This window comes from Romboutsia faecis, assembly GCF_014323405.1.
In the GTDB taxonomy this organism is placed as follows: Bacteria; Bacillota; Clostridia; order Peptostreptococcales; family Peptostreptococcaceae; genus Romboutsia_E; species Romboutsia_E faecis.
In genome coordinates, this window is the sequence record NZ_JACRWE010000003.1 from 78,883 (window position 1) to 98,092 (window position 19,210).

The following is a 19,210-nucleotide window of genomic DNA, read 5'->3' on the forward strand; positions in this document are numbered from 1 at the left end:
GAGAACCTATTAATTTTTTATCTAGTAAAAATAAAATCTGTATCAGTAGATAGATCCTCGTTATATTTGTAACCATTTAAATTAAATGATTTCAGATCTTCTAAGTTATCTATTTTATTTTTTATAATAAATCTAGCCATATGTCCCCTAGCTTGCTTTGAATACATACCTATAACTCTAAACTTATCTGTTTTATCATTGTACTCTTTAAACTCAACATTGACGAATTTACATGATTCACCTAATATTTTTAAATCTATAGCTTTAACATACTCAGATGATGCCAGATTTAATAATATCTTATTATCATGTTTAGATAATTCTTTAATAAGGAAATTCGTTATCTTAGGCTTCCAAAATTTATACAAATTACTACCTTCATTATTTGTAAGTTTAGCCTTCATTTCTAATCTATAAGGTTCAATTAAATCAAGTGGAGATAATACACCGTATAATCCAGAAAGAATTCTAAGGTGATTATTTGTAAAATTAAAATCATCATCTGTAAAATTAGAAGTATTCATACAGCTAAAGACTTCACCATCAAAAGCTAATATACTTTGGTATTTAGGATTAGTACTCGAACCATAATTTTTATATCGACTTAAGTTTAAAGTTGCTAAGTCATCACTTAAGTTCATAAGATTTTTAACTTCAGATATGTTTAATGATTTTAATAAACTCATTAAGTAATTAGATTCATCTGAAAAATAAGGCTTTGAGTATATATTAATATTTATATTTTTATCAAAATTCATAGTAGTAGTTGGAGAAATTATTGTTATCATATTAAGTCACCTCTTTTTAATAATATTTCTATTTATACCAATATAATTTTGTTTAAATCAAAAACATCACTTTTATATAATAAATAAAATTATAAATAAATACAAAATAATTTAGAACAAACTATCATATAGTTATATTAAATTACATAAGTAAGTATAGTGAAGATAAGTTTTAAGGGTTTTTTAAATAGCAATAACAATAGAATGTACTTTAAGAAAGTTTGTATTGGAAAAAGTGTATACTATATAATGTTTTTATTGTATATTAACATCTTAGTATATTATTAAAGTGTCATAAATACAAAATAAAGTATTGTAAATAAGATTAATATGATATACAATATGAATATAGTGTACAATAATTATATAAAAATATAGAATTAGGGGTGTTTAATAAATGTTAAAAGTAGGTATTAATGGGTTTGGAAGAATAGGAAGAAATGTTTTAAGAATTGCTCAAGATAGACTTGATAAGGATATAGAAATTGTTGCAATAAATGCTAGAGCAGAAGCAGAAACATTAGCACATTTATTTACATATGATTCTTGTTATGGAATATTTAAAGGTAATGTTGAAGTTAAAGATGAAAATACAATAAAAATAAACTCTAATGAAATAAAAATACTTAGACATAATGATCCAGAAGAAATACCTTGGAAGGAATTAGGTGTAGATGTAGTTATAGAATCTACAGGATTGTTCACTCAAAAAGAGAAAGCTAGTAAACATATAAAAGCAGGAGCTAAGAAGGTAATTATAACAGCTCCAGGAAAAGATGAAGATATAACAATAGTTATGGGTGTTAATGAAGATAATTATGATAATGAAAAACATAATATAATATCAAATGCTTCTTGTACTACAAATTGTTTAGCACCAATGGCAAAGGTATTAGATGAAAAATTTGGTATAGAAAAAGGCTTAATGACTACTATTCATGCTTATACTAATGACCAAAGGATATTAGATAAGAATCACAAAGATTTAAGAAGAGCAAGAGCTGCTGCAGAATCAATGATACCAACTACAACAGGAGCAGCAAAAGCTGTATCTAAAGTATTACCACAATTAGAAGGTAAATTAAATGGTTTTTCAGTAAGGGTTCCTACTCCAACAGTTTCTATGGTAGACCTTGTTTGCGAGTTAAAGAAAGATGTTACTTTAGAAGAAGTAAATAATGTGTTAAAAGAAGCTTCAGAAGGTAAATTAAATGGAATTTTAGGATACTGTGATAAACCTTTAGTATCAATAGATTATAGGGGCGATAGTAGATCTTCTATAATTGATGCCTTATCAACTATGGTAATAGATAAAAATATGGTAAAGGTAGTTTCTTGGTATGATAATGAATGGGGATATTCAACAAGAACAGTAGACTTAGTAAATTATGTAGCTAAAAGTATGAAATTAGCTAATAATATATAAGATAATAAATTAATTAATTATAAAATCAATATGAATAGTATAATCTTTATGATTTATATTATTTATATTGATTTTTTTTATATTTATATTATAAAAATACAAGAAAAAACAAAATATGCTAAAAAAGTTGCAATTGCAATATTTTCTGATTATAATAAAATATACTAATATTAGAAAAATAAAGGAGGAAGAAATGGAAGCTGAAAAAGTCGTAAGAATGGATGAAAATATTTCGCCGAGACGTGTTAAGGCTGTTAGCCTAGAAACATTTGTTTTTATCGGTATTTTGGCCATTGGATTTGGATATACAGCAAGTGTTATGGGTGCAGGAATAATGTTTAAAGTTATAATGAATACTGCTCATGACTTGCTTTTAAATACAGTGTTTTTAATAATGGCTATGTCAGTCTTAGCAGGAGCTCTAAGTTCTTTACTATCAGAATTTGGAGTAATATCATTAATAAATAAAATATTCGCGGTATTTATGAGGCCATTATATGGATTACCAGGAGCAAGTATAGCTGGAGCAGTAGCTACATATTTATCAGACAATCCAGCAATAATATCATTTGCAAAGGATAAGAGTTTTACCAAATATTTTAAAAATCATGAAGTTCCTGCTTTATGCAATTTAGGAACTGCTTTTGGAATGGGCTTAATACTGACAACTTTTATGATATCTCAAGGAAAAGAATATGTATTGCCGGCAGTAATAGGTAATATAGGAGCAATAATAGGAAGTGTTATAAGTGTTAGAATAATGTTACATTTTACTAAAAAGTATTATGGCTATGATTCTAGCCAAAAGAAAGTTAAAAGTAAATTGAATGATTCAATTGAATATAGAGAAATTAGAGATGGTAATACATTCCAAAGAGTATTAGATGCAATGCTAGAAGGTGGAAAAAATGGAGTAGAGATGGGGATGGCAATAATTCCAGGCGTATTAGTAGTTTGTACTATGGTAATGTTACTTACATTTGGTCCATCAACAGACCCTAATACTGGTGCAGAGGTTTATACAGGTGCTGCTTATGAGGGGATTGCGTTACTTCCTATTATAGGAGAGAAACTTAGATTTATCTTAGAGCCATTGTTTGGATTTACATCACCTGAAGCAATAGCATTCCCTATTACTTCACTTGGAGCTGTCGGAGCAGCAATGTCATTAGTACCTCAATTTATAACAGATGGTGTTATAACTCCAAATGATATAGCTGTATTTACAGCTATGGGTATGTGTTGGAGTGGTTATTTAAGTACTCATGTTGGTATGATGGATGCATTAAATTCAAGAGGTTTAACAAGTAAAGCGATAATTGCACACACTATAGGTGGTATTTGTGCAGGTATGTCAGCTCACTTTATTTATATGTTATTATCTTAATATAAAATAAGCAATTAAGGTCTGTTTTTGATATGAAATCAAAGACAGGCCTTTTAACTTTGTTTGGATTGTTTATGAAAAAGTAATTCAGTATTTATATAAACTTAGAGTAATAAGTTTTAAAAAATTTCAATTTTATGAAGGTTAGTTAAATAACTTTATGGAATAAATTATAGAGGTAAAATATAAGTTGAAATAAAGTTATATTAAAAATTGTTAGAGAATCAGACAATTTATTAATAATAGAAAGAGAATTAGATATGATATAAGTGGTTATTAGGTATTTAAAGTCAAAAAAAATGAATAATAAAAAGTCAGTTTTAAATATCAACTGACTTTTGCAATAAGTTATATTATATGTTAATAAGATTAATGATCTTGGTGCTTTTTATGAGTACTTATTGGTCTAGCAGTATTTTGACTAACTGAACCTGTTTTAGATGGTCTTAATCTTGGTTCTAAGTTAAGTTCTTCACCTAGTTCTAATTTGAAGTTAGGATTTTTTTTATCATTTCTATTATATCTAGTTTTACTATCTTCTCTTTTATGTTTATCTAAACTCATATTATCCTCCTATATAAAGTTTATTTAATATAGTAATAATTTAACCTAAATTTCACTTTAGTATTCTAAAATAAAAGGCAATTATATTTTATGAATTATTAATACCAAAATAGATAATCATATATTTAGATAGATTCATGTTTATACTGAACAAAAGGAGGAAAAATTTTGAGTATTGCAATAAGTATTTTAGGAGGCTTGGGCCTATTTTTATATGGAATGAATATTATGGCTCAAGGATTGCAGAATTCAGCAGGGGATAGATTAAAAAGAATAATAGAGTTATTGACCAGTAACGTAGTAATGGGTGTATTAGTAGGAACTGTTGTTACTGCAATTATTCAAAGTTCTAGTGCAACCACAGTAATGGTTGTTGGATTTGTAAATGCAGGAATTATGACATTAAATCAAGCTATTGGGGTTATTATGGGTGCTAATATTGGGACAACTGTAACTGCTCAGTTAGTTAGTTTTAATTTAGAAGGCTTAGCACCAATAGCTTTAGGAATAGGTATTATTTTATATCTTTTTTCATCTAAAACAAGTGTAAAAAATATTGCTCAAATATTATTAGGATTTGGTATATTATTTACAGGAATGGAGTTTATGAAAGATGCTGTAAAACCATTAGCAGAATATAAAGGTTTTACAGATGCATTAATAGGTTTTGGACATAGACCAATACTAGGACTATTATTAGGTTTTGCAATAACAGGAATAGTACAAAGTTCAAGTGCATCAATGGGGATGCTAATAGCATTAGCAACGCAAGGTTTAATTCCGTTATCTTCAGCATTACCAATACTTTATGGAGATAACATTGGTACTTGTGTGACTTCATTATTATCAAGTATAGGAGCAAGTAGAAATGCTAAAAGGGCTGCAATAATGCACTTGTTATTTAACTTAATAGGAAGTATTCTATTTTTATTAGTTTTAAATAGACCTATAACTTATATTGTTACACAAATAGATCCTACAGATGCTGCTAGACAAATAGCAAATGCACATACATTATTTAATTTAATAAATGTTGCCATATTATTGCCATTTTCAAAGTATATAGTAAAATTAGCTATAAAATTAGTTCCAGACAATAATGATGAAAATGACGATAAAGCTACAAAGTATTTAGATGAGAGAATGTTAGAAACACCATCAATAGCTTTAGGAAATACAATTAAAGAAATCTCGAGAATGGGAAATATAGCAAAGAAATGTTTATCAAGTTCTATGGATGGTTTTATTAACAAATCAGAAAAAAGTGCTAAAATAGCATTTGAAACTGAAGAAACAATAAATACTTTACAAAAAAGCATATTAAATTATCTTTTGAATTTATCTAAAACATCTTTACCAGAGAATTTAGTAGAATCGGTGGATGTTTTATTTAATACTGTAAATGATATAGAAAGAATTGGAGATCACTCAGAGAATATTGCAGAATTAGCTACGACAGCAATTGAGAAAGATTTAGACTTATCCAGCGAAGGTGTTGCTGAAGTTAAAGAAATGTATAAGATGGTAATTCAGAACTATGAGGGTGCTTTAAAATTAATTAATGAAAAAGATCATGTCTTAGCTAGGCAGATACTTGAAAGAGAAGAGGAAGTAAATAGAATTGAAAAATCAATTCGTATAAATCATATTTATAGATTAAACAATGAGAAATGTAGTATAGATTCTGGTATTTTATATATCGATTTAATAAGTAATTTAGAAAGAGTTTCAGATCATTGCGCTAATATTGCAAAAAGATCTATAAATTAATTAAATGATGAAATACAATTAAAATAGCACAGCTGATATATTAAAAATAGCTGTGCTATTTTAATTGTTAAGTATATGTTATAATAGTATAAGATTATTATAATGGTAAAGGTGGGCTAGTAATGAAAGTAGTTAAAGATGCTATATATTCAAAATATTTTAATTATGATATTGATGAAGATATTATTATATATGAAGGTAGATTTTGTATTTATTTAGATAAAAAATACAAATGTAACGGGATAATTTATTATAAAATGATACCACCCATGTCAGTTAATTTTGAAGCATCTATCATAAATACCCAAGATGAAGACTTTGACCTAGCCTTAGATTATGATAATGCTATACTTGAAGTCTATGGGTATAAGCCAGTGTATATAACTATAAATACTATTAATGATTCTAATATAGATGGTTATATAAATGATAATAATATGAAATCCAAAAATACTTATGTTGAATATGTAGATTTTGATATTATAAATTTGAATCAGCTACCAGGAAAGCTTATAAATTATGAAAATAAATTGTTTGCAGGTAGAATTGAGTTTGAAATAAATGACTATAAGGTAGTTATAGATAAAAGGTACGACTATAGAAAAGAATTGAATGAAGAGTTAAAAATAAAATCAGGAAGTATAATAACCCACGTAGGAAGAATTTTTAAGAAAGATAATACGACTTTTAAAACTAATAACGTAGAAGATATTTTAGATAGAATTTCGACATCATTAAGTTTTATGTGTGGTAGATATGTTGATATTTGCTTAGCAAATGGATACCATGGTGAAAAAAATGTATACCGATTATGGAGAGAAGCAATTGTAACGCCTTTTAAGTTTGTTCCTACTTGGAGTGATACAATAGCAAATTATCATAATATAGAAAAATATATTTCACTTATGTGTAAAAAATTAGAAGATTCTTATTATGAGCCAACAATTAAACATATTATTGATTGGTATATAGAATCTCAAAATAATATAACACTAGAGAATAATATAATATCTGTGCAAATTGCATTAGAAACTTTATCTTATGTTGTATTAGTAGAGTTATATGATTTATTAGATGAACAAGAATTTGATGAGAATTCAACATCTAAAAATATTCGTATGCTTTTAGACATATGTAAAATTCCATATGGTCAAAAGGAATTATATTTATTTGATGATTGGATAAGAAGTAAATTTGATGATGGTATAGACTTAGTTATATATTTTAGAAATAAAATTGTTCATCCAAGTAGAAAAGGTCATAAGGCTAATTTAAGTGTTGATGACATGTGGAATATAATACAAATAGGGACAAGATATGTAGAACTTGCATTACTTTATGTCATTGGATATAAAGGAGAGTACTCTAATAGGTTAAAGTATAGATCTTATGGTGAAGTAGAGTTAGTTCCTTGGAATCAAGTATAACTTTTAGTTAATACACTAAAGTATATAAAAATTGACAAAAAAGTATAAGAAAAAAAGAAGGGAATGAAATTACTCTGTGGAATTTTATAAAGATATAATCTTATACTTTATATTAAAAGGAGACTCTAAATTATGGAAGATTTAGCTATTAAAATATTATTTGATATAAGTAACTCAAGTGAAAAATATGTAACGTATAATAATTATAACAATGACATAGAGGAATTGGATGCATTAGAGAAACTAATAAGATTTGATCATGCAATAAAATACCTAGAAAAAAATGATTATATTACTATAAATGACTACAAAAATACAGTGAAAAGGACGCAGAACTATATAGCTGTAATAGAAAATCAAGGCGTAATTATAAAACTTAAAGGTAAGGAAAAAATTAGAGAATTAATATAAATATTGATTAGAAATTTATATTAAGGGTAGATATAAAAATATTAAAACTATAAAGGGGAGTTTGACTTATGATTAAATTTTATGGATACTCAAAATGCTCAACAGTAAAAAAAGCAAAAAAATGGTTAAATGAAAATAACATTTCTTTTGAAGAAATTGAAATAACTGAAAATCCTCCAACTAAAGAAGAACTAAAAAAGATGTATAAAGTTAGTGGACTTGAATTAAAAAAGTTCTTTAATACAAGTGGTGTTAAGTATAGAGAACTAGGACTTAAGGATATAGTAAAAACTGAATCTGAGGATAAGCTTTTAGAAATTTTATCAAGTGATGGTATGCTTATAAAAAGACCGTTAGTATATGATGATAAAAATGTTTTACTTGGATTTAAAGAAGAAGAATGGAAAAATACCTTATTATAAAATTTAAATTATGTATATAAAAATGGCCTATAATTAATAGACCATTTTTTGTGTATTTAAATTTTATTCAATCGTAATATACACTAATGATACTTTGTTTTAGTGAATATTGCTCATAAAATCTGTTCTCTTAATTGAAATTTACTAAATATGTATATTATTATCTATTATCAAATTAGTCAAAAACTACTTTCCAATTTGGATTATCTTTAGCCTCAAAACACATTTCTATTTGCTTAGATGTAGTTTCTATATTTTCAATAAATTCTCCACCTATAAATTCACATTCAACAAAAACTTTACACACTCCATATGGATATAATGGTTTATTATGTTTATTCCTATCTTGAATAGCAATAATTCTTTTAGTAATAACATCAAGTCCTGATTCTTCTTTTACTTCTTTTATAGTATTTGATTCTATTGACTCTAAAACATCTACCCAACCACCAGGTAATGACCATAAGCATTTGACTTGGTTTAAATTTCTACAACTAAGTAAGAAGAATGACCGAATTAAAGATATGATAGTGAATGTAGCTACTAAGGATACATATGTAACTAGAGCCACTATTAGAAATAAACTCATTGAGTTAACCTAAAATAAGGAACTTTACTTCAAATTAATAAAACTATTTTATAATTGGAAGATAATAGAATATTTTGTATAATATAATCAAGTTCGCAGTTTTTATTTAATCCGAATTAAAAATAATTCTGATAACATATATATAAATATAAATTTGGAGGGAGTGAATACTATGGAGGAATGTCATGTAATTAGTGCAAAACGAATGGGATGGAGATAAATGTATGATTACTATACCTTTCCAGTTAATGAGTATAGTCAAGAACAAGCTATGGCTTAGTTTTGTCCTGTTCAAAAAGAAACAATGAAAGTTTATGCGTGCTTTTAATGGTGTTTCTGCAAAGTATTTGAACAATTACCTTGTATGGAACAACCTTGTAAACTATCACGACTATAAATCTTGAATGTTAATATGCGTTGCTTGTAGCAACGGGCAGTTCTTCATACAATAGTGGTAACGACTGAAAGAAAGGAGGTTATCCCTAATGTTAAACGAAAACATTAAAGCAATCAGAAAATCAAAAGGACTTTCGCAAGAAGAACTTGCTATTAAGCTGAATGTGGTGCGACAAACAATTTCTAAATGGGAGAAAGGGTTGTCAGTTCCTGATTCTAATATGTTAATCACCATATCAGAAGTGCTTGAAACACCCGTAAGTACTTTGCTTGGGGAAACTGTTGTTGAGTCGAAAGTTGATGACTTGAAAGCGATTTCTGAAAAACTGGAGATTATAAACTTACAACTTGCACAAAGGAATACCGGGATAAGAAAAATACTTCATTGGTTACTTATCTCATTGTGTACGGTCATAGTAACAATTTCTACGGTCTTAATAGTATTAAATAGTCCTTACTTAGGTTGGAATTATAATGACCCTGAAACTGCCGTTTTCGGAGTAGCTTTTCATGCATTTGAATGGCTGTTTGTCAGATTAGCACCGATTATCCTTATAGGGGCAATCGTTGGAATTTTCTTGACACATAAGAAAGTATAAAATTGCTCTACTTTTGGGGTACAGTTCAGACTTCAAAATCCAAGTTTGTACAGTAGATTTAGTTAACAATTTTAATATATTACGAACTAAAAAATCCATTTGATTATATGCCAAATGGATTTTTTTATCTTAACATACTATACTTAAGATCTACTTCTAAATTCTTCTATTTTTTTAATCATATTGTTTTTAATTGAATCACTTAATATTGTAGATTTTAATTTTGGATTATCTATATGATCATATATAGGGTCTAAAAATTCCACTTCAACAGGCATAGAAGTGATTTTACCAACTGGCTGATAGCCTTCATATGTATCTTTAGAGTTTTTTATTACTAAAGGAACTATAGGACATTTAGCTTTATATGCAATTTTTAATGCACCTGCTCTAAAATCGGATACTAATGCATTTGGCTCTTTTACCCACGTTAAGTCACCTTCAGGAAAGATTGCCATACTATGACCATCTAATATATTTTCTGAAGCTTCTATTATACTTTTAATGCCTTCTCTTGTGTTAGACCTATTAATATATACACATCTAATTAATTTGGTCCAGTGGCTGATTATAGGCATGTTTTTCCATATTGGGACATCTGCTATAACGCAACCTATTGGTCTATCAACACTTGATACTAAAATGAAGCTATCCAACATACTAGAATGATTGATAACAAATAAAACTGGTTCTTTTGGGATTTTTTCTTTGCCAATAATATTTAGTTTTATATTCACAATAGAGAGAGCTCTTTTTGCATGCTTTTCTAAAAAACTAAATTTTTCTCTTGCTGAATACTTATCAGAATTAATTTCGAATTTTGCTAACTTAGGTATAGCAAGAAAAAATACTAATATTATGTATAATGCAAATTTTATGTAATTAAACACTAACTTCATCTCCTTAAAATTTTTATGATACATTAAATAATTTTATCATAAAATATATTTATTTTCAAAATAATATAATTTAAATTATATGTAATAATGACTATGAAATTTTGAATATAAATAAGACAAGATAAATAATATATATTTATATATATTATTACTTGAAGATATGAAAATATAATTAAATTTAATAGATTTATTAATTTATAAGGAGGGTGTTAGGTGAGTAGAGATAGTTCAATAAGTTACAATGAAAGATTTTTAAAAATTAAGATAGCTGCAAATACAGGAGATAAGATTTTCTTGAAATTACCCATTGATTTTGTAAAAAGATTAGTAAAAAATAATGCTATAGATTTTTTAAAAGACCAATCAGATATTATAGATAGTGAAAAATTACTAAAGATTATGATGAATGCATTTGATTATAATATTGTTGGAGAAATAGCATACTTTGAAAGAAATAATGGTGATAAAATTAGATTTATCATAGATTAGAAAAATAAATATATTATATTTAAGATTGTTTAAAATTGAAATAATTTAAGCAATCTTTTTTATTGCAAGGAAATTATTAGAAAATTTAGTTGACCTATTTATATTAATTAAATATAATAAATGTAAACCTAAAAAAGTAATTAGGTTGACAAAAAGGAAGGGGAAATTAAAATGAATTCAAAAACACAAAATATAATTATATGTGGATTATTTGCTTCAATAACAGCAGTATTATCGCAAATATCAATACCATTACCATTTACAACTGTACCATTAACTATGCAAATATTTGCAGTTGCTTTAACTGGACTTATATTAGGTTCTAAAAAAGGGTTTATATCTATATTGATTTACTTATTGCTAGGAGCTATAGGAGTACCTGTATTTGCTCAAATGACTGCAGGATTAGGAATACTAATGGGACCTACAGGAGGATTTTTATTAGGATGCCCATTTATGGCATTTGTAGTAGGATATGTATCAGAAAAAAGTTCTTCAAAAATTTATACTTTATTATCCATGGTTTTAGGATTAAGTATTGTTTACATAACAGGAACTATTATGTTTTCAGTAATTACAAAGTCTACAATTCAAGAAAGTATATTAGCTTGTGTAGCTCCTTTTGTATTTGTAGATTTAATTAAATTATTCTTAGCAACAAGTATTGGAATATCAATATCTAAAAGGGTTAATATAGGAGTGAAGTCATGTTAAAAATAAGACCTCATCATATATTATGTATGAGGGCATATAAAGGTATGGGATATAGTAAAGAGTTTAGTATAAAAATGGAAAGCATAATAAAAGAAATTGGTGTTTATAATAAATATCTTAACAATATAAATTTAGAAAATAAATCAAAGGAAGTGGAAATAGTTTTTTCTACAGATAATATTTGTGAGAAGTGTCCTAGTAAATTAGGAGAAAATATATGTTCTACTCAAGAGAAGGTTGAATTGCTTGATTTAAAGATTAGCCAATATTTTAATATTAAAAGAGGAGTATATAAATATACTGAGTTAGAAAAATTAGTGTATAATAATATTACAGAAGACATTTTTGATGATATATGCAAGAACTGTAGTTGGTATGATATAGCTAATTGTAAGAGTTATATATTATAATTGGGGTGAAATTATGGATAGGGCTATAGAGTTAATAAATAGAAAATTTTTAAAAGATACAGAGTTTTTAGAATTAGAAGATAGTGATTGTGTTATTGAATGTAAATATACTAAACCACATAATGCTCACTATAATGAATATTTAATAACTATAAACAATGAAGGAAATATTGAAAAGTATTTGGTTTATTTAAAACATTTAGATTAATAATAAGCAGAGTTATTTCAAAGATTTATATTGAAATAACTCTGTTTTTTTATTATAAGAAAATTATAATCTCTTATAATATTAGCTGAGTGATGAGTATGTTTTTTATAAAAATAAATTTGATTTTTCAAAAGAACACTAAAAGAACAATGTATGAAATGTTGAAATATAGAGGTTTTTGGTGGATTTTATTGTTAGCTTAAAAAAAAGTAATGGAATATTATTGAATAAAAAAATAAAAGGATATATAATGAATTTGTTCTTAAGTATACAATATTTTTTGATTGTATACCGGGATACAGCATAAATTGATTGGAGGAATACTAGCTATGGAATTAATAAAAATTGCTAGTGCTGGTACGTTAGAGTCAAGCGATATCCAAATAATAATAGAGCCAAATGAAAATGGAATAGTTATTGAGCTTGAGAGTACGGTAAAAGCGCAATTTGGAGAACAAATTGAAAACGTTATTATAGAAACGCTTAAGGAACTTAATGTATTAAATGCAAAGGTATTTGCAAATGATAAAGGGGCTATAGATCCTGTTATAAAAAGTAGAGTACAAACAGCAGTATATCGTTCAGCTAATAGCAACGATTACATGTGGATGTAAGGGGGAGCAATTATGAAATTAAGACGTTCGATGTTATTTGTTCCTGGAAATAACCCTGGGATAATAAGAGATGTTCATATATATAAGCCAGATTCAGTAATATTTGACTTAGAAGATGCAATAGCAATAACAGAAAAAGATTCTGCAAGAATATTAGTACATAATATGTTAAAGAATTTTGCTGATTACTATAAAGAGTTAGGAATAGAAACTGTAGTTAGAATAAATGGACTTGCTACTGAATTTTGGAAAAATGATTTAGAAGCTGTTGTAACTGGTGGTGCTGAAGTTATAAGAATACCTATGACAGAATCAGCTGAAGATGTTATGTTAGTTGATGCTGAAATAGAAAGAATAGAAAAAGCATGTGGTAGAGAAGTAGGATCAACAAAAATAATGGTTGCTATAGAAACTGCCTTAGGAGTTATGACTTGCTTTGATATTGCAAAAGCACCAAGTAAGAGACTTATTGGAATGGCATTAAGTGGAGAAGATTTCGTAACAAGTATGAAAACTTCAAGATCTTCAGAAGGTGATGAGTTATTTGTAGCTAGAGGTATGATAGCTATGGCTGCAAGAGCTGCAGGACTAGAAGTGGCAGATACAGTTTATGCTGATGTAAATAATGATGAAGGATTCTTAAAAGAGGCTAATCTAATAAAAAGAATGGGATTCGGTGGTAAATCACTAATACATCCAAGACAAGTTGAACTTATACATGATGTATTTACTCCAAGTGAAAAAGAAATAGCGAAAGCAGTTAAGATTGTTGAAGCTACAAAAGAAGCATTAAAGCAAAACTTAGGAGTATTTACTGTTGATGGAAAAATGGTTGATAAACCAATAATAGAAAGAGCTCAAAGAACATTAGAACTTGCAAAAGCTGCAGGTGTATTAGTTGGAGGTGAATATTAATATGCAAAATAAAAGAGTTACAAGTGAATTGTTAAAAAACGTAAAAGGTTATGAAAGTAAGCAAGCATATGTTGCTCCTTTTGCTAATCAACCAGCTGATAAAATGAACCAAACTGATAGTGAAAACTTAAAGGATCATGTAAGAAGAGATAAAATAGTATCTTCATTAAAAGAAGCTATAGAAAAATGTGAAATAAAAGATGGAATGACTATATCTTTCCACCACCATTTCAGAGCTGGAGATAAACTTTTAATGATGGTTGTTGATACTTTAGCTGAAATGGGAATTAAAAACCTAAGAATAGCAGCATCTTCACTAACAAGTGCTCATAATGGTCTAGTAGCACACATTGAAAATGGTGTTGTTAATAGAATAGAAACTAGTGGACTTAGAGGGAAATTAGCAACAGCTGTTTCTGAAGGAATACTAGAATATCCAGCAGTAATACGTTCACATGGAGGTAGAGCTAGAGCTATATCTTCAGGAGATGTAAAGATAGATGTTGCATTTATAGCTGCATCTTCAGCAGACTGTATGGGTAATGCAAACGGTGTTGTAGGAAAATCTATATGTGGATCTTTAGGGTACGCTAAAGTTGATGCACAATATGCTAATAAAGTTGTAGTTGTAACTGATACTTTAGTTTCTTATCCAAACTTCCCACAAAGTATACCTCAAACTCAAGTAGATTACGTTGTAATAGTTGATGAAGTAGGAGACTCTAATGGAATAATGTCTGGAGCAACTAGATTTACAAATAACCCTAAAGAGCTACTAATGGCTAAAAGAGTTTTAAATGTAATGAAAGCTTCTGGATTATTTGTTGATGGATTCTCTATGCAAACAGGTACTGGAGGGGCATCTTTAGCAGTTACAAGATTTGTTAAGGAAGAAATCAAAAAAAGAGATATAAAACTAAGCTATGCTTTAGGTGGTATAACTGGGCCAATGGTTGAGTTATTAGAAGAAGGATATGTGTCAACATTATTCGATACACAAAGTTTCGACTTAACTGCAGCACAGTCTGTAGGAAAGAATGAAAGACATGTTGAGGTAAGTGCTGACTTCTACGCATCAATAGGAAATAAATCAGCTGCAGTTAACAAATTAGACTTTGTTATACTAAGTGCTCTTGAAATAGATACAGACTTCAATGTAAATGTTATATCTGGATCTGATGGTGTAATAAGAGCTGCATCAGGGGGACATAGTGATACGGCGGCAATGGCTAAAATTTCAATACTTACAGCTCCACTTACAAGAGGTAGATTATCAACAATAATAGATAAAGTTACTACTGTTGTTACTCCTGGAAGTACAGTTGATGTAGTTGTTACAGATTATGGTGTAACAGTTAATCCAAATAGACAAGACTTAATAGAAAAGTTTAAGGCTGCAAATTTACCGTTAATAACAATGGAAGAGTTAAGAGCAATGGCTATAAGGCTTGTTGGACAACCAAAAGAAATAGAATTCAGTGACGAAGTAGTTGCTGTAGTTGAATATAGAGATGGTAGTGTTATAGACACTATAAGAAAAATTAAGTAAAGCTAAATTTAATAGCATATAGATTGCTACTTTGTTATAAGTAACAATTATATATAAATAAAAAAATAATTTATAAAACAATGAGGTAGATGGCAGAGTTTTATAAAATTATAGAGTTATTTTTAATAGACATTAAGATATATTAGTAGATGGGTATAAACTTGATTGTCTAAATAGCTTAATTAAATAATTTATTTGCACGATTATAAATCAGAATATTTTTAATTTATAGTCAAATTGTATTAAAACTAGAAAATTAAACTTAGCTATATGGCTAAGGAAATGTTTAAGAGTAAACATGGAAAAAAGGTATTGTAATTTGGCAATACCTTTTTTCTGATTAGTAAACCATGTAAGAGTTATATAATATAGACTGGAGGATAAAATGTATTATAATGTAGAAAGTATAAGCCTAAAATCAAAATATGAAACAAATGAAGTTAGTAAATTTCTTAAAAAATTTGATTTAAGATATGAAGATGTGGATTATACAGTAGTTATTAAAGAAAACGATGAAATAATAGCAACATGTTCTAAAAAAGAAAATATTTTAAAGTGCTTTGCAATAGATGAAAATTATCAAGGATTAGGTTTATCGAATAGTCTTATATCTAAGGTTACTGAAAAACTATTTTTAGAAAGAAGGTATCATAGTTTTATTTTTACAAAACCAGAAAATCAATATTTATTTGAAGGTCTAGCTTATAAAAATATTTTTACAACAGATAAGGTTAGTTTATTAGAATCAGGTAATAAAAATATTAATAGCTCATTAGATAAATTAAAAAAAGACTATAATATAGACGATAATGCAAAATATGCATCTATAGTTATGAACTGCAATCCATTTACTTTAGGTCATAAATATATTATTGAAAAAGCATCAAGAGAAAATAATAATGTTATAATATTTGTAGTTGAAGAAGATAAGTCAGTATTTCCATTTGAATCAAGGTTTAAATTAATAAAAGAAGGAACTAAAGACTTAGACAATGTTACGGTGATACCAGCTGGAGAATATGTAATATCATCAGCTACATTTCCAAATTACTTTTTAAAGAAAAATGATGATGCATTGAAGGAATACACAAAATTAGATTGTAATATATTTGGAAAATATTTTGTTCCTAAATTTAATATAGTAAAAAGATACGTAGGTACAGAACCTCATTGTGAAGTGACTAATATGTATAATGAAACAATACAAGAGATAATGCCAAAGTATAATGTTCAAGTAGAGCTTATAGAAAGAAAAGAAGTTAATGAAGATGCAATAAGTGCTTCTAGAGTAAGAAAATTATTAAGTGAAATAAAATTTGATAAAGTTAAAGAGTTAGTGCCTAAGACAACATATGATTTTTTACTTAGTGAGGAAGGTGAACTGGTAATAAGTAAGCTAAAAGCTTAATTTACCAAATTAATTATGAATTTAATAGATGCGTTTTTATTTGATAGAGAAAAAAGAGTTAAACATCAAGAAAAATTATTAAGAGAATATAGTGACAACACACTAGTTACACTTAAAATTAATTATCCTGGAATTGAAAAATCAAACTATATTACTGATGATATAGTTAATATTATTTATAATGAGATATTAACTTATTTTAAAAAGTATATAGTTTATTATGAAAAATATAAAAATAAAGAAGGTGTAATTTGCCATTTTTCATTTGATAAAGATTTTGTAACTGTAAAAAAGTTAATGATTGATATAGAAGAAAACCATATATTAGGAAGATGCGTAGATATAGATGTATATACTATGAAGTGTAATAAGAGCATTGGAATTTCAAGATCTCATCTTTACAAAGCACCTAGAAAATGTTTTATATGTGATATGGAAGCTAGAATATGCTCAAGAGCACAAAATCATAGTGTAGATGACATAAAAAAATACTTTGAAGATACATATTCAAAATATAAAGAACATGAAAAAAAAAGAGATATTCTAGCTTATAATACTTCACAACAAGCTTTAAAAGCAATGATAAGTGAGGTATCAACATTTCCTTCATTTGGACTAGTATCTCCAGTTAGTCAAGGTTCACATAAAGATATGAATTATTATACTTTTTTAGATAGTGCAATGGCAATAACACCTTATCTAAAAGAAATGTATAAATTAGGATACACATATAATAAATCATATTTAGTATTTGATGCGATAAGAAAAGTTGGAATAGTATGTGAAGATGAAATGTTTAAAGCAACAAAAAATATTAATACTCATAAGGGTATGATATTTCTAATGGGAATTACAATAGCTGCAGTAGCTAAGGTTAATTATAATGGGGAAAAACTTGATAAAATCCCAAATACTATAAGAGAAATGGTTAGTAATATACTAGATGATTTTAAAGATATAGATAAAAAAAATAATCTTACACATGGAGAAAAATTATATTTAGAGTATGGATTTACAGGTATTAGAGGTCAAGTAAAAGATGGACTATCATTTTTATTTTATAATATACTTGATAAATATAGTGATTCTAAATTAGGAGAAAATGAGTTATATACACAAATATTAATAGAATTAATGTCTATAGTTGAAGATAGTACTGTTGTTTATAGACATGATATAGAAACTCTAAAAAAAGTTCAAAATGATGCAAAGGAACTTTTAGAAATAGGTGGAGTATATACAAATGAAGGAAAAAATAGAATTATCGAATTAGAAAAAGAATATATAAGAAAAAATATTAGCCCTGGTGGCTGTGCAGATTTACTTGCTATTAGTATTTTTCTTTATAACTTAAAAAAGCAATGTCTTAACTAAAATTAAGATATTGCTTTTTATATATTGGCTATGATAGATAATATTGTAAAAAATATAGTTAAGATATAATAGCCTAGATATTAAATTGACTTACAACAATTTCTAATGAATCTTCTAAATGTTTTTTTATAGTTCTTTCGGCTAAATCCTTATCTTTTGATACGATAGCTTGAAGTATATATCTATGTTCAACTAAAGCCTTTTCCCTACGGCTATTATCCTCGATTGATATATTTCTAAATCTTTGTAAATAGCTATTTAAATTAGATATCATAAGAGGAAGCCTTTTCATTTTACTAGCTTTATATATTATTGAATTAAATTCCCCAAATAATTTTATAACTTCATTAATCTTTCCTTCAGAATTTACTTTTTCTGTATAGTCTAATAATTGATTGATTTCATCAACTTCTTCTTCAGTAATATTATCCATAGCTGTAGTGATAACTAATAATTCTAGTGATTGTCTAATTCTATATACTTCGATAACATCTTCTTTAGTAATAGTATTTACAACGACACCTGATCTATGAATGTATTCTACTAGACCTTCTAACTCTAACTGCTTTAGAGCTTCTCTAACTGGAGTTCTACTTATATTCAATCTCTCAGAGTATTCTTTTTCGATAATTCTTTCACCTAAAGGTATTTTACCTTCGATTAATGTTTTTCTTAAGCTTTCATATACTACTTCCCTAATAGGTCTATTTTGAGACAAATCAGTGTTTTTAACAAACTCATCCATCCAATTTTTCATTTTTATCTTCCTTCCATTTTAAGGTTATGTCATATATAAATTTTACACTAAAAACAATAAAATACCAACAGATTACGACAAAAAAATGATAAAA

The 19,210-nt window shown here is 27.2% G+C and carries 21 protein-coding genes and 1 pseudogene; 17 read left to right on the forward strand and 5 right to left on the reverse strand.

All coding sequences use genetic code 11. The annotated features are described in order from the left end of the window. Positions 1–17: 17 nt before the first annotated feature. Complete coding sequence (gene yaaA / locus H8923_RS06810) at positions 18–788, reverse strand: peroxide stress protein YaaA (RefSeq protein WP_153925924.1); 771 nt, start codon at positions 786–788, stop codon at positions 18–20. Between the two features lie 397 nt (positions 789–1,185). Here yaaA and gap point away from each other — a divergent pair, with 397 nt between their 5' ends. Together gap and H8923_RS06820 are read left to right on the forward strand one after the other, a co-directional pair. After that, positions 1,186–2,214: a type I glyceraldehyde-3-phosphate dehydrogenase gene (gap, locus tag H8923_RS06815; protein WP_153925926.1), complete on the forward strand. Its 1,029-nt coding sequence runs from the start codon at positions 1,186–1,188 to the stop codon at positions 2,212–2,214. Between the two features lie 193 nt (positions 2,215–2,407). After that, positions 2,408–3,601 (forward strand): CD0519/CD1768 family membrane protein, encoded by a 1,194-nt coding sequence (locus H8923_RS06820; RefSeq protein WP_243139911.1) that lies wholly within the window; start codon positions 2,408–2,410, stop codon positions 3,599–3,601. A gap of 369 nt (positions 3,602–3,970) precedes the next feature. Here the strand turns inward: H8923_RS06820 and H8923_RS06825 are convergent, their stop codons facing one another. Further along, positions 3,971–4,165, reverse strand: a complete 195-nt coding sequence (locus tag H8923_RS06825) for a hypothetical protein (RefSeq protein WP_153925928.1) — start codon at positions 4,163–4,165, stop codon at positions 3,971–3,973. A 168-nt stretch (positions 4,166–4,333) separates the two neighbouring features. On the opposite strand from H8923_RS06825, the gene H8923_RS06830 reads away from it, so the two are divergent. The 4 genes from H8923_RS06830 (at position 4,334) to H8923_RS06845 (ending at position 8,195) form a co-directional block, all read left to right on the forward strand. Next, positions 4,334–5,935 carry a Na/Pi cotransporter family protein gene (locus H8923_RS06830; RefSeq protein ID WP_153925930.1) on the forward strand — a complete coding sequence of 534 codons (1,602 nt, stop codon included), beginning with the start codon at positions 4,334–4,336 and terminating at the stop codon, positions 5,933–5,935. A gap of 122 nt (positions 5,936–6,057) precedes the next feature. Then, a complete protein-coding gene (locus H8923_RS06835) occupies positions 6,058–7,362 on the forward strand; it encodes a hypothetical protein (protein WP_153925932.1) in 1,305 nt (434 codons plus the stop codon). A 132-nt stretch (positions 7,363–7,494) separates the two neighbouring features. Then, positions 7,495–7,773, forward strand: a complete 279-nt coding sequence (locus H8923_RS06840; RefSeq protein WP_153925934.1) for a hypothetical protein — start codon at positions 7,495–7,497, stop codon at positions 7,771–7,773. Between the two features lie 68 nt (positions 7,774–7,841). Further along, positions 7,842–8,195 (forward strand): arsenate reductase family protein, encoded by a 354-nt coding sequence (locus tag H8923_RS06845; protein ID WP_153925936.1) that lies wholly within the window; start codon positions 7,842–7,844, stop codon positions 8,193–8,195. 175 nt (positions 8,196–8,370) lie between these two features. Here H8923_RS06845 and H8923_RS06850 read toward each other — a convergent pair whose 3' ends face one another. Beyond that, positions 8,371–8,724: an NUDIX domain-containing protein gene (locus H8923_RS06850; protein ID WP_317982850.1), complete on the reverse strand. Its 354-nt coding sequence runs from the start codon at positions 8,722–8,724 to the stop codon at positions 8,371–8,373. Here H8923_RS06850 and H8923_RS17170 point away from each other — a divergent pair. Continuing rightward, positions 8,657–8,797: pseudogene (locus H8923_RS17170) on the forward strand (IS1595 family transposase); the annotation flags it as partial. The gene H8923_RS06850 and the pseudogene H8923_RS17170 overlap by 68 nt on opposite strands. A 472-nt stretch (positions 8,798–9,269) precedes the next feature. Further along, the gene (locus H8923_RS06855) at positions 9,270–9,779 is read left to right on the forward strand and encodes a helix-turn-helix domain-containing protein (RefSeq protein WP_153925938.1); all 510 of its coding nucleotides are present in this window, start codon (positions 9,270–9,272) and stop codon (positions 9,777–9,779) included. A 143-nt stretch (positions 9,780–9,922) separates the two neighbouring features. Here the strand turns inward: H8923_RS06855 and H8923_RS06860 are convergent, their stop codons facing one another. Beyond that, on the reverse strand, positions 9,923–10,678 hold the full coding sequence (locus H8923_RS06860) for a lysophospholipid acyltransferase family protein (RefSeq protein ID WP_153925940.1): 756 nt from the start codon (positions 10,676–10,678) through the stop codon (positions 9,923–9,925). Positions 10,679–10,891: 213 nt separating this feature from the next. Between H8923_RS06860 and H8923_RS06865 the strand changes: the two genes are divergently transcribed. The 9 genes from H8923_RS06865 to citG all read left to right on the forward strand — a co-directional run bounded on the left by H8923_RS06865 (position 10,892) and on the right by citG (position 18,359). Continuing rightward, the gene (locus H8923_RS06865) at positions 10,892–11,167 is read left to right on the forward strand and encodes a hypothetical protein (RefSeq protein ID WP_317982817.1); all 276 of its coding nucleotides are present in this window, start codon (positions 10,892–10,894) and stop codon (positions 11,165–11,167) included. Positions 11,168–11,338: 171 nt separating this feature from the next. Continuing rightward, positions 11,339–11,881: a biotin transporter BioY gene (locus H8923_RS06870; RefSeq protein WP_153925942.1), complete on the forward strand. Its 543-nt coding sequence runs from the start codon at positions 11,339–11,341 to the stop codon at positions 11,879–11,881. Then, positions 11,875–12,291, forward strand: coding sequence for a DUF1284 domain-containing protein (locus tag H8923_RS06875; protein WP_153925944.1), 417 nt, complete (start codon positions 11,875–11,877; stop codon positions 12,289–12,291). Before H8923_RS06870 ends, H8923_RS06875 begins: the two co-directional genes overlap by 7 nt. Before the next feature lie 13 nt (positions 12,292–12,304). After that, on the forward strand, positions 12,305–12,499 hold the full coding sequence (locus H8923_RS06880; protein WP_153925947.1) for a hypothetical protein: 195 nt from the start codon (positions 12,305–12,307) through the stop codon (positions 12,497–12,499). A gap of 308 nt (positions 12,500–12,807) precedes the next feature. After that, entirely contained in the window at positions 12,808–13,113 is a 306-nt protein-coding gene (gene citD / locus H8923_RS06885; RefSeq protein ID WP_330596635.1) for a citrate lyase acyl carrier protein, read from the forward strand. 12 nt (positions 13,114–13,125) lie between these two features. After that, on the forward strand, positions 13,126–14,028 hold the full coding sequence (locus H8923_RS06890; protein ID WP_153925948.1) for an aldolase/citrate lyase family protein: 903 nt from the start codon (positions 13,126–13,128) through the stop codon (positions 14,026–14,028). 1 nt (position 14,029) lies between these two features. Beyond that, positions 14,030–15,577 (forward strand): citrate lyase subunit alpha, encoded by a 1,548-nt coding sequence (gene citF, locus H8923_RS06895; protein ID WP_153925950.1) that lies wholly within the window; start codon positions 14,030–14,032, stop codon positions 15,575–15,577. A 385-nt stretch (positions 15,578–15,962) separates the two neighbouring features. Then, entirely contained in the window at positions 15,963–16,985 is a 1,023-nt protein-coding gene (gene citC, locus H8923_RS06900; protein WP_153925952.1) for a [citrate (pro-3S)-lyase] ligase, read from the forward strand. Positions 16,986–17,000: 15 nt separating this feature from the next. Next, on the forward strand, positions 17,001–18,359 hold the full coding sequence (citG, locus tag H8923_RS06905) for a triphosphoribosyl-dephospho-CoA synthase CitG (RefSeq protein ID WP_153925954.1): 1,359 nt from the start codon (positions 17,001–17,003) through the stop codon (positions 18,357–18,359). 73 nt (positions 18,360–18,432) lie between these two features. Here citG and H8923_RS06910 read toward each other — a convergent pair whose 3' ends face one another. Further along, positions 18,433–19,116, reverse strand: coding sequence for a GntR family transcriptional regulator (locus tag H8923_RS06910; RefSeq protein ID WP_153925955.1), 684 nt, complete (start codon positions 19,114–19,116; stop codon positions 18,433–18,435). Positions 19,117–19,210: the final 94 nt, after the last annotated feature.